Annotated in this window: 10 protein-coding genes; 4 read left to right on the forward strand and 6 right to left on the reverse strand. The window is 69.8% G+C overall.

Annotation, left to right across the window (positions count from 1 at the left end; all coding sequences use genetic code 11):
* The 4 genes from ABZ858_RS09820 to ABZ858_RS09835 form a co-directional block, all read left to right on the forward strand.
* A partial coding sequence (locus ABZ858_RS09820) for an alpha/beta fold hydrolase (protein WP_361374556.1) occupies positions 1-1,412 on the forward strand: 1,412 nt, incomplete at its 5' end.
* A gap of 210 nt (positions 1,413-1,622) precedes the next feature.
* Complete coding sequence (hppD, locus tag ABZ858_RS09825; RefSeq protein WP_361374558.1) at positions 1,623-2,738, forward strand: 4-hydroxyphenylpyruvate dioxygenase; 1,116 nt, start codon at positions 1,623-1,625, stop codon at positions 2,736-2,738.
* 59 nt (positions 2,739-2,797) lie between these two features.
* Entirely contained in the window at positions 2,798-3,856 is a 1,059-nt protein-coding gene (locus ABZ858_RS09830) for an alpha-hydroxy acid oxidase (protein WP_361375302.1), read from the forward strand.
* Positions 3,857-4,013: 157 nt separating this feature from the next.
* Positions 4,014-5,315: a cysteate synthase gene (locus ABZ858_RS09835; protein WP_361374560.1), complete on the forward strand. Its 1,302-nt coding sequence runs from the start codon at positions 4,014-4,016 to the stop codon at positions 5,313-5,315.
* A 50-nt stretch (positions 5,316-5,365) separates the two neighbouring features.
* On the opposite strand, the gene ABZ858_RS09840 is transcribed toward ABZ858_RS09835, so the two are convergent.
* The 6 genes from ABZ858_RS09840 to ABZ858_RS09865 form a co-directional block, all read right to left on the reverse strand.
* Positions 5,366-6,013: a histidine phosphatase family protein gene (locus tag ABZ858_RS09840; RefSeq protein ID WP_361374562.1), complete on the reverse strand. Its 648-nt coding sequence runs from the start codon at positions 6,011-6,013 to the stop codon at positions 5,366-5,368.
* A gap of 147 nt (positions 6,014-6,160) precedes the next feature.
* Positions 6,161-7,441, reverse strand: coding sequence for a (3,5-dihydroxyphenyl)acetyl-CoA 1,2-dioxygenase DpgC (gene dpgC, locus ABZ858_RS09845; RefSeq protein ID WP_361375304.1), 1,281 nt, complete (start codon positions 7,439-7,441; stop codon positions 6,161-6,163).
* A gap of 77 nt (positions 7,442-7,518) precedes the next feature.
* Positions 7,519-8,220 carry an enoyl-CoA-hydratase DpgB gene (gene dpgB / locus ABZ858_RS09850; RefSeq protein WP_361374564.1) on the reverse strand — a complete coding sequence of 234 codons (702 nt, stop codon included), beginning with the start codon at positions 8,218-8,220 and terminating at the stop codon, positions 7,519-7,521.
* A 23-nt stretch (positions 8,221-8,243) separates the two neighbouring features.
* Positions 8,244-9,392, reverse strand: coding sequence for a 3,5-dihydroxyphenylacetyl-CoA synthase DpgA (gene dpgA / locus ABZ858_RS09855; RefSeq protein WP_361374566.1), 1,149 nt, complete (start codon positions 9,390-9,392; stop codon positions 8,244-8,246).
* A 52-nt stretch (positions 9,393-9,444) separates the two neighbouring features.
* A complete protein-coding gene (locus ABZ858_RS09860) occupies positions 9,445-10,785 on the reverse strand; it encodes a PLP-dependent aminotransferase family protein (protein WP_361374568.1) in 1,341 nt (446 codons plus the stop codon).
* A 371-nt stretch (positions 10,786-11,156) separates the two neighbouring features.
* Complete coding sequence (locus ABZ858_RS09865; protein ID WP_361374570.1) at positions 11,157-11,294, reverse strand: hypothetical protein; 138 nt, start codon at positions 11,292-11,294, stop codon at positions 11,157-11,159.
* Between the last annotated feature and the right edge of the window lie 548 nt (positions 11,295-11,842).

Raw genomic sequence — 11,842 nt, forward strand, 5'->3', positions numbered from 1 at the left:
GTGTGCTGGAGTTCGTGGGGCGTGCTGATGCGCAGGTGAAGGTGCGGGGCTTCCGTATCGAACCGGGCGAGATCGAAGCGGTCCTGGCAGAGCACGCATCGGTCGCGCGGAGCGCTGTCGTGGTGCGGGAGGACACTCCGGGTGACAAGCGGCTCACCGCGTACGTGGTGACCGCCGCCGGTGAAGCGGCGCAGGCTGATCTGCTGCGTCGGCACGTGGCGGACCGGCTGCCGGACTACATGGTGCCTTCCGCGTTCGTCACCCTCGATGCGCTGCCGTTGACGCCGAACGGCAAGCTGGACCGCAACGCCCTGCCGGCTCCCGAATACACCTCGGACGGGTCCGGACGGGCACCGCGGACGGCGAGGGAGGAGATCCTGTGCGGTCTGTTCGCCGAGATCCTGGGCGTGGAGTCGGTGTCGATCGACGACGGTTTCTTCGACCTCGGCGGGCACTCGCTGCTGGCGACGCGGCTGGTGAGCCGGATCCGGACCGTTCTCGGGGTCGAGGTGAGCATCCGGTCCCTGTTCGAGGCCCCGACCGTCGCCGGGCTGGTGGACCGGCTCGACGAGGGTGATGTCTCGGACCCGTTCGACCCCCTCTTCCCTCTGCGTCGACAGGGCTCGGACAGCCCCCTCTTCTGCGTGCACCCCGTGGCGGGCTTGAGCTGGTGCTATGCCGGCCTGCTCAAGGAGCTGCCGGCAGACCTGCCGATCTACGGCCTGCAGTCCCGAGGCGTGGGCTCCGGGGAACCCGCCGCCACGGTCGAGGAGATGGCCGCCGGGTACGTGCAGATCATCCGCTCCGTCCAGCCAGCTGGGCCGTACCGCCTTCTGGGGTGGTCCTTCGGAGGGCTCGTCGCGCATGCAGTGGCCGAGGAGCTCCAGAGGCAGCAGCAGGAGGTCGGTCTCCTCGCGGTCGTCGACGCCTATCCGCCGTCGTCGCAGGCGTCCGACGTGGAGGACGACCGGCAGAGCCTCATCAGAGCCCTCGCCGAGGCCGCCGGTCTCCCCTTCCCGGACGACGAGGCCGTGGGCGACGACGCCGAGGGGGTCTCGCACCTGCTCGAAGCCTACGCAGCCGACCAGATGGGTGAGGTGGCACGGAGCCTCGACATCGACGTCGATCAGGCAGCTGGCCTGATCGACGTAATCGAGAACAACCGCAGGCTCGCCCGGTCCCTGACACCGGGTGTTGTGGAAGGAGACCTCCTCTTCTTCCGCGCGGGTGTCGACAACCCCATGCCGATGACCGGTCATGAGGTGTGGACTCCCCATGTCACAGGCGGAGTTGACGAACACGTGATTGAATGTGATCACGTCGGCATGATGCAACCCGAGCCGCTCAAGCACATCGGCCGGGTACTCCGGGACCGGTTGAGGCCCGGAAGCGGGCCGGTCGACGACCTCTGACCTGCCGCAAGGGACAGGGCGTGGACGCGCGCGCCGCGTGTGCGCCCTGCCCCCGTACGGCCTGCCCCTCCCGCCGAGCGCGTCCACACCCGGTGCCACCCCCTTGCCACTGCCGCACGCATGTGGGGCGCAGACCTGACATCAGGAGTGCCTTTGTCCTTTCTTCTTCTCGTAAATGCTGTCTCGTCATTCAAGAGAACTGGAGTTTCCATGACGTCTCCCCAGGTCAACACAGTCGTCGACGACTTCGAGCTGGACTACGTCGAGATGTACGTCCGCGATGTGGACGAGCAGGTCGCTCTGTGGCGTGACTCCTACGGGTTCGTGGAGGTCGCGGCCGGAGGTTCCCCGGAGCAGGGTTTCCGGGCCACGGTGATGAGCCAGGGCGCGATGAGGCTCGTCCTGACGGAGGCGACGACGGAACAGCATCCCGCTTTCGACTACGTGTCCGCCCACGGTGACGGCATCGCCGACATCGCTCTTCGCACGGGTGATGTGCGCAAGGCGTTCCGCCAGGCCGTCGACAACGGCGCGCAGTCCCTGGCCGAACCCGTGGAGCACGCGGGAGACGACGTCGCGATCAGCGCGACCGTCTCCGGATTCGGCGACGTCGTGCACACCCTGGTACAGCGGCGTCCGGGCCAGAAGGCTGGACTGCCCGCCGGATTCCGCTGGCTCCCCGGCGTCGGGGAGCCGAGTCACACCGCGGCCGCAGACGGGCTGCGCCTCCTGGAGATCGACCACTTCGCCGTGTGCGCGAACGTCGGCGAGCTGGACGCGATAGTGGAGCTGTACGAGAAGTCGTTCGGGTTCGACGAGATCTTCGCGGAACGGATCGTCGTCGGCGCTCAAGCGATGCTGTCCAAGGTAGTGCAGAGCAAGTCGGGCGAGGTGACCTTCACGATCCTCCAGCCCGACCCCGAGGCGGACCCCGGTCAGATAGACGAGTTCCTCAAGAACCACGTCGGGTCGGGTGTGCAGCACGTTGCCTTCGCCGCGGACGACGTGGTGCGGTCCGTCGGGGCTCTGGCCGGCCGCGGTGTGGAGTTCCTGACCACGCCCGACGCGTACTACAGCCTCCTCGAGCAGCGCATCTCACTGAGCAAGCACTCCCTGGAGAGCCTGCACGAGCTGAACGTCCTCGTCGACGAGGACCACGCCGGGCAGTTGTTCCAGATATTCGCGCGCTCAACCCACCCGCGGAGCACCCTCTTCTTCGAGGTGATCGAGAGGTGCGGCGCCGAGACCTTCGGCAGCTCCAACATCAAGGCCCTGTATGAGGCGGTGGAGATGGAGCGCCTCGCGAACCAGAGCAAGTCCCTGTGACGGGCGCCGTGCGGGCCACCGGGCCGTGGGACGTCGCCCGCGTGCACTGCTGGGAGGACATGGCCCAGGCAGCACGGGAAGTCCTGCCCGCGGACGTGTGGGACTTCGTCTCTGGTGGCAGTGGCGGCGAGGTCACACTGGCCGCCAACCGTGCGGCACTGCGGCGGATCGCCCTCGTACCGCGCGTCCTTCGCGACGTGGCGCACTGCGACCCGCGGACATCGCTCTTCGGGGTGCCGCACGCCATGCCGGTGGCCGTCGCCCCGATCGCGTACCACAAGCTGGTCCACCCGGAAGGCGAACTGGCGGCCGCGCGGGCCGCCAAGGCGGCGGGAGTGCCCTTCACCGCCAGCACCCTGAGCAGCTGCACGATCGAGGAGATCACCGGGATCGGCGGCACCGTCTGGTTCCAGTTGTACTGGTTGCGCGACCGGAAGAAGACCTTCGAGCTGGTCGAACGCGCGGAGGCCGCGGGGTGCGCGGCGCTGATGCCGACCGTCGACGTGCCCTGGATGGGACGTCGGCTGCGGGACATCCGTAACCGGTTCACACTGCCCCCGGGGGTGGAGGCCTCCAACCTGACGTGGGGATCGGGCTCCGAGGCCCATCGGGCGCCGGCGTCCGGATCCGCGCTGGCCTCCCACACCGGATCGGCTTTCAGTCCCTCCCTGACCTGGGCGGACATCGAGAAACTGCGGCGCCGCACGAGGTTGCCGATCGTTCTCAAAGGGGTGCTCGCACCGGAAGATGCGAGACGCGCCGTCGATGTCGGCGCGGACGGCATCGTCGTGTCCAACCACGGCGGCCGGCAGCTGGACGGCGCGGTCACCGGGGTCGACGTCCTCGCGGAGATCGCCGCGGAGGCCGGCGGTGGTTGCCGGGTCCTGCTGGACAGCGGCATCCGCAGCGGCACCGACGTACTGCGCGCCCTCGCGCTGGGAGCAGACGGCGTCCTCGTGGGGCGCCCGGTGCTGTGGGGGCTTGCCGCGGCGGGGGAGCGGGGCGTTGGCCGCGTCCTGGACCTGCTGGCGGAGGAACTGCGTGACGCCCTCGGCCTCGCGGGATGCGACGGAGTGAAGACCGCCAGGGAGATCCGGACGGTACTGCGGGCCGGCTAGCCAGGGCGCTCCGGCGGACGCGTGACGACGGTCGGCACGTGCGACCCGTGCCGGCCGCGGGACGACCCGGCGTCCGTGGCGGCCGGGACGACGGATCACCGGACCGATGCGTCTGCGGAGGACGTGCCGGTGCCGGCCCTAAGAAAGGAAACGCGGAATGGAGAAACGGGTGAGCCGCCACTACACGGTGTTCTGTCCGTTGTGCGGACAGCGCGGTCAGGACGACGGCATGACACTGTCGTGCAGCCGCGATCACGGGCCGGCGCTGCTCCGGTCCGACTACGAGGTGAAGGAGTTCACGCCGCGGCCCGATACCGAGGGGCTGTTCCGCTACCGGGACTGGCTCCCGGTCACCAGGACGTTCCCGACGACGGCTCGTACGGCCGTGTTCCAGAGCGAGGAACTCTCCGTCCAGCTCGGCCTGCCGAACCTCTGGATCGCCTTCAACGGATACTGGCCGGAGCGCGGCGCGTTCCTCGAGACGGCGACGTTCAAGGAGCTGGAGGCGTGGGCGGTCCTGGGGCGTCTGCCGTCGGATCCGCCGGTGCTCGTCGTGGCTTCGGCCGGCAACACCGCTGCGGCCTTCGCCTCGATCTGCTCCCGCCACCGGCGGCCGTGCCTCCTGATCGTGCCCCGTCGCGGTCTGGACAGGATGAGGTTCCGGGCACCGCTGGACCCGGCGGTGAGGCTCGTGGTGCTGGACGGCGCCGACTACTCCGACGCGATAGCCCTCGCCGAGTCGGTGGCCGCGCTCCCCGGCTTCCAGGCCGAGGGCGGAGTGCGCAACATCGGCCGGCGCGACGGACTCGCGACGGTCCTGTACGCGGCCGTGGAAGCCATGGGCCGGATGCCCGGGGTCTACGTCCAGGCCGTCGGCAGCGGAGCCGGCGCCATCGCCGTCCACGAGGCGGCGACCAGACTCCTCGGCACAGGGCGCCACGGTACGGAGCTGCCGCGGCTCCTGCTCTGCCAGAACGCGTCGTTCGCTCCGCTCGCCGACTCCTGGAAGTCCGGCACGCGACAGCTCACCCCGTGCGGCGCCGACGACGCGCGGGCCGCGACGAGGACCGTCTTCGCGGACGAGCTGACCAACCGCTTCCCCCCGTACGCCGTCCGCTGCGGCGTCTACGACGTGCTCACCGAGAGCTCCGGCGACGTGCTGACCGTCGAGCAGGACGCCGCGGAGTACGAAAGGGACGTCTTCGGGAAGGCCGAGTCCATCGACATCGAGCCGGCCTCCGCGGTGGCGCTCGCCGGGCTCCGCAAGGCGGTCCTCGACGGCCGGATTCCCGAACGGGAGCACATCCTGCTGAACATCACGGGCGGGGGCCGGGCGCGCCTCGCACGGGACCACTCCCTGCACGAAGCGGAGCCGACCCTGGTGGCCGACCTGCGGAACGGCACGGCGGAAGACCTCGTGGCACGGATCGCTGGTCTGTTCCCCGACCGGACCCGATAGACCGAACGCATGGACGTCATGCGTCGCGCCGGCACGCGCGCGCCCCGACGTCAGCCCTCGCCGAACTCCGTCTCCTGCGGAGCGCCGGCGTTGCGCACCGACAGCCGCCACCCGGACGGCTCCTCGCTCAGCACGTGCCAGTGGCAGTTCGACAGACCGGCCAGCGACATCCAATCTGCCGGATCCATGCCGAGAACACGGCCGGCGGTCGCCCGGATGGTGCCGCCGTGGCTCACGACGACCAGCACCCCGCGGTCCGGGAGCCGCTCGGCATGGCGCTCCACGACGGCGGTCGCCCGCTCGGCCACCTCGGTGTCCAGCTCGCCTCCCCCGCGACGCACGGGCTCACCCCTCCTCCAGGCCTCGTACTCCTCGCCGTACGCGGCCACGATCTCGTCCTGGGTGAGTCCCTGCCACCGGCCGGTGTACGCCTCGCGGAGCCCCGCCTCGGGGGTGGCCGCCAGGCGGGTCAGCGCGGCCAGCGGGCGCGCGGTGGTGACGGCCCGCTTCAGATCGGAGGTGACGACGGCATCGGGGGAGAGGGCCGTCAGCACGCGCGCGGCGCGCCGTGCCTGCGCCATGCCCTCCGCGTTCAGTTCGATGTCGGTGGTCCCCTGAAAACGCTGTTCCCGGTTCCAGACGGTCTGACCGTGACGCCACAGCACGATCCTGCGGCCCCGTGAGCTTGCGGCAACCATGTTCCTCGACATTCCTTGCACGTGGGGCCCGACTGCGAGGGCCGGTGACGGCGGGAGCCGAGCCACGGCCCGGCGTGCGGCGGTCCGGCACCCGCCGGCGCGGGCGGCTCCCCGGACGGGTGAGCCGCCCGCGCGCGGGCGGATGCGTCAGCTCTGGGCCGGGGCCGCCTTCCCGACTGAAGCGTCCGAGAAGCGGCTGACCTTGTCGAGCACGTCCGCGTCGTACAGCCGCAGCGCCTGCTGGAGCGCGAACTCGGCCATGTAGGAACGGAACTGGTCGACCGGCTCCTCGGCCAGGTTGAGCATGCGCCGGTTCGCGAGGACGGCGGTGCCGCGAAGCCGCTCCGCGCTTTCGGCCACAGCCGTGTCCAGCGCGGTCGGCTCCAGCACCTCGTCGACGATAAACCGGGCCGCCGGCTCGCTCGCGTGCACGCGCCGTCCCTCCAGGATGACCTGCCGGGCCAGCCGGGGCCCGACCGAACGCGTCAGCCGGAAATTGGCCACGCCCGGGATGATGCCCTCCTGCGCGGCGGGCAGACTCACATAGGCGTCCGACGCGGCGATGACGTGGTCGAAGAGCAGGAGCAACTGGGCACCGCCGCCGATGGCGAAACCGTCCACGACGGCGACCCACGGCTTGTCGACGGTGGACCGGCGCCAGTCCGCCGCCCCTTCCGGCCTCACACCCCGGATCAGCTTGTGCAGGTAGCCCAGTTCGCGCCGCAGCAGGAAGTCCACGAGCGAGATGCCGCCGCCGTGCAGGGCCTTGAGGTTGATGCCGGCGCTGAAGACCCGCCGACCACGGTAGCGGGGATGCGACATGACGCCGCCCCGCAGCACGCCGACCTCGGTGCCCGGGTCCAGGAGGACCAGATCGACAGCCGTCTCCATGTCGTCGACCTGCTGGTCGTCCTCCGCGTTCAGGGAGTCCTCGCGACACATGGTCAGATGGGTGACCGCGCCGCGGCGTTCCACCGTCACGGACCGCAACTGGACCGTGCCGGTGCGAGTGAACTCCGGCAGCAGCGCGAGGGCGGCGGGAGTGGGCTGCAACATCGCGTCGAGCAGGTGCGCCCCCGCCGTGGGTGAGCGCAGCACACGGCTGAAGAAGATGCCCTGGTCGATCTCGTGGCCCTCTTTGTGCGCCTGGGCCCGGGTGCGTTCGGTAGCCAGCTGCTCCGCGGTCGGCACGAGTCCAGGAAAGCGCACCGCGGCCTCCCGGACCAGCTCGGCGAGCCGCAGGTGGCGGGACCGGTGGTCCGTGAGCTCGTCGTAGACCGCCTCCGCGTGTGTGTCCATGAACGCCGCACGCAGTGCCCTGGCGGCGTCGACCGCCGCGGCGGCCTCGGCGCGCTGTTCCGGGGACCGGTCCGCCGGCTCGCCGAGGTCGGCGAGCAGGGCCGAGGTGGTCTCGGCCACGCGTGCCAGCGCCAGCCGGGCCGAGTCCGGATCGGCTGGCACGGCCAAGCTCTTGACGTGTGGTCGGGCCGAGACGTGGTCGACGTTCACGCGGCCGCCTCGGACGCGGCCGCCTGCAGCAACGCCCGGTCGCATGCCGCGAGATGGGCGCCGAGTGCCTCTTCGAAGCTGGTCGTCGAGGCGTCGAAGAGCAGCTGGCGCCGGATGGCCAGCTCGGATCCCCGCACGGAGGGGGTCGTTGCGACGGTGGTCGCCAGTACCGCCTCGACGTCGTCCGCCAGGACGTCGACCAACTGGAGGGCCACGGCCTCCTGCGCGCCGATGGCGGTGCCGAAGAGGACGGCGCGGCGGACCGCGGCGGCACCGGCGTGGGACCTGCCGAGCCGGTACAGCGTCATGCCCGGCCAGGTCGCCCCGTTCCTGACCGGCATCACCAGGCTCACGGCGTCGTCGGCGATGCGGCGGTCCGCGCACAGGAGGAGGTCGAGTGCGAGACCGCCGCACGGCCCCTCGGCCGTCGCGAAGGTCGCCACCGGCAGGCGTTCGAGCCGGCGCAGCGCCCGCTCCCACTTGCTCACCAGGGAGAGCGTCACCTCCTCGACCGGCGAGGCCGCGGGGGCGCCCGAGAGCCGGAGCGTCAGGTGGGCGGCGGTGCGCCCGTCCTCGGCAGCGTCACAGGCCGCGTTGACGGCGGCGACGGCGGCGGCGGACAAGGGCAGGCGGCCGTCGACGGTCAGCGTCGCGGTGGCGGCGTCGTAAGCCGCGGAGGTCGTGCCTGAATCGGTCATGGTTTCCTTCACCTGCTCCTCATTCACCATTGGACGAGCGCCGTCTCGATGGTGGAGCCCGGCCCCATCGTCATCAGGACGCCGTACTCGCCGGGTGTGATCGCGTCTTCGCCGAGCAGCCGCTCGTAGGAGAACAGGAACGAACCGCTGGAGAGATTGCCGTAGTCGCGCAGTACCCCGGTCGTGTGCCGCAGGTCGTGGCGCGTGAGACCCAGGTTGATCCGTACCGCGTCGATGACCTTCTTGCCGCCGGAGTGCACCAGCCAGTGGCCGATGTCGGAGCGGCGCAGGCCGGCCGGGGCCAGCAGACGGTCGACCACCTGCTCCGCGTGCGCACCCACGACGTACGGCACCTGCGGGTCCAGGTAGAAGCTGAACTTGCCCTGCGTGTCATCCCAGTCGTACCGCATGGCGTCGATCGCTTCGGTGATGAGGTGGCTGGAGAAGCCCAGGATCCGCGGACCGTGGAACCCGCCGCGTGCGCCGACGGGCGGCGGGGGCTGCGACGGATCGGCGACCAGGGCGACGGCGGCGGCGCCGTCCCCGAAGAGGCTGTTGACGACGGCGGTCCGCATCGTTTCGTCGATGACGTAGGCGGCGGAACAGGCCTCCACGCACAGCATGACGGCCACCCGGCCCGGATGTGCGGTGGCCCAACCTGCCGTGGCCTGCAGGGCGTTGAGGCCGGCGTTGCAGCCCATGCCCACGACGTCCACCCGGCTCGTCTGTGGTCGCAGCCCCAGGGAGCGGATCAGCAGGGCGCTCAGACCGGGAGTCAGGAAGCCGGTCGTGGTCGTCACGCACAAGTAGTCGACATCGTCCAGGTCGATGCCCGTGTCGGCCAGGCACTTGCGGATTGCCCTGGACCCCATGTCGAGGGCGAGCTTCCTGTGCTTGTCGAGGAGTTCACCCTGGGCCTCGGAACGGAGGGCGCCGTGCAGGTCGCGCGGAGGCAGGGAGAGGAAGCGTCTTTCGATGGCGCTGTTGAGGAAGACGGACCGGACCTTGGGGTCCGATATCTCGAACAGGTCGAGGATTTCCTGCTGGGTGTACGACGTCCCCGTCACGGCCGTCGCGACGCCCGCGATGCGCGGGGCGGTCAGTGCCGGGCCGGGGAAGGGTATCGAGGGCTCGAGGAGTTCGGCGTACCGGGGGTTCATCGTGGCGGTCATCGGAAGGTCCACCCCCACATACGCGGCTTGCTGCGGATCAGTGACTGTGCGTTCAGCAACGTGTCGGTTTCCTTGTGGGCTGCGACGGGTCATGGGCAGCGGTCTCATCCCGGATGAAACGTGCCAGGCGCCCGATCCCGTCGGATATCTCGGACTGGGTCAGGTAGCTGATGGACAGACGGATGCTGTTGGCTCCGCCGCCCTGGGGATAGAAGTAGGACATGGGCGTCCAGATGACGCCGAACTCCTCCGCCGAACGTTCCAGTGCGGCGTTGTCCGCGCGGAACGGGACGTCCACGGTCAGGAAGAAACCACCGGTGGGCCGGTTCCAGCGCACGCCGAGTGCCGTGCGCTCGTTCTCCGGAAAGGCCTCGTCCAGTTCCCGTAGGACGGCCTGCATCGCGTCGCCGTAGTAGCGGGAGGTCTCGACGTTGATGTCGGCGGTCCGGCCGTCGGCCGCCAGCAGCATCCCGCCCACGGCGGCCTGGCCGAGCGTGGACGTGTTCACCGTTACCATGCTCTTGATCTTGGTGATCTCGTCCACCAGCAGACCCGTGTTGCCGTCCCGGTCGACGACGACCTGGTCCGCGATGGCGAAGCCCACTCGCGCACCCGGGAAGAGCGTCTTGGAGTAAGAGCCGAGGTGGACGACGCGGCGGTCACGGTCGAGGGACTTGAGCGTGGGAACCTGGTGGCCGGGACTGACCATCCGGTACGGGCTGTCCTCCAGCAGGAGGAAGTCCTCTCGGGCGGCGAGGTCGAGCAGCCCTCTGCGCGCTTCTACGGAGAGGGTCACACCGGACGGATTCGAATGGTCGGGGACCACGTAGAGCGCCCGCGGCCGACGTCCCTGGGCCCGCACGGCCCAGATGGAGGCCTCCACGTCATCGCAGTGCAGCCCGTCGGCCCGCTCCTCCACGGGAGTGACGTCGATGTCGAGAAGCCGTGCCGCGCCGGTGATGCCCACGTAGCAGGGGCTCGCCACCAGGAGCACGTCGTCCCGGCTCGCCATGAGGGCGCGCAGCGTCAGGAGCATGGCTTCCTGGCACCCGACGGTGACGACGATGGCCTCGGGCGGCACGTCGATGTCCTCGTCCTTGCGGAGCGAGTCGGCGATCAGCTCCCGGATCTGCCCGTTGGTCGGTCCGTACTGGAAGACCGCGTCACGGATCTCGGCCGGCGAGTACCCGGTCTTCGCCAGGTGGTCCAGGTAGCTGCGGATGTGCTCGAAGATCTCTTCCGTGTCGAAGAATCCGTCGTAGGGGCGGCCGGGGGCGAAGGAGACCGCCTCCGGGTAGTGGTGCGTGATCCCGTTGAGGAAGTTCATCGTGTCGAGAACCGGATCGGAGACGCTGGCGTGCAGCTCCTCCTTTAACAGATGGTTGGCTGCCACGTAGGCACCTCCCGCAGGCAGGCCATGGATCGGCCGCCCGCCTATGATCTCGTAGGAACAAGATTTTTTGGCAGGCTACCAGCAGGTCATCCGGTGGCATAGGTCTTCTGATCATGGTGGAGCGCCGACCGTGCCGATCACCTCCCATCGGCCCGCTCCCCCAGGACGGCTGCCGTGGGCTGTCCCCAACCTCTCTATCCGAGGTCGCACTTGCGATCATCGAGCTCTTCGGACTGCACTTCGAGCAAGTCGGCAGCCGTTCAAGATCCGCGCGCACGTCGGCTCGGCGGCTTGGATCCGACCCCGGGCGAACAGGGTGAAGGACTGCGGACTTAGCAATTGTCAAGATTTGTGGTTCGGGTGACGCGTGGTCAGGCAGCGACGGCCACCGTGCGCTCGGTCAGGACACCGTTCTCGGACTTGGCGCCTGTGCGGACCGGGGCGGCGAGGTGGGCTGCGGTGACCGCGCGCCAGCGGTCCTGGGCGGACTCGGCCAGCTTGAACGCCATTGTGGGGCTGCGGATGGGCTGCCCTCGCTGCGGGTGACCTTGGTGCGGAGCTTCAGCCGGTGTTCGATCTTGTTCCAGCGTGTCCTGAATGCAGAGGGGAGCTCGTTGTAGGGCCTGCCGAGGATTCGGAGAGTCGCGGGCCCGGTGCGGTCGGACGCCGCCCACTTCCCCGGGGTGTGGGTTCCTCCGGTGCGGGTCGCGATCAGCACCTTGCCATTCCGGCTCAGCCGGATACGGGACGCCGAGAGCCGCCTGCCCTGCCGTCCCCAGATCCGTAAAGGTCACGACGTCCGCCGCCGCGAGCGACAGCAGAGGTGCGAAGAACTCCTCGATCGCGGGAGGGCACCGATGCCGTCCGGGTCTCAGCGCCCCATCCCGGACGTCCACGGTGCCGAGCACCATGGCGGGTTCCCCGTACTGATCCCAAAGGCCCCAGCGGTGGGGCGAGTACGACTGGCTCAGTTGCTCCTCGTCCGCGGCTCGCGCGAGGTCCAGTTCGTCCGTGCAGAAGCGCCGCACACGGTCCATCCCGTGGGCCAGCCATGCCG

It is taken from the genome of Streptomyces sp. NPDC047017 (assembly GCF_040644175.1).
Lineage (GTDB): Bacteria > Actinomycetota > Actinomycetes > Streptomycetales > Streptomycetaceae > Streptomyces.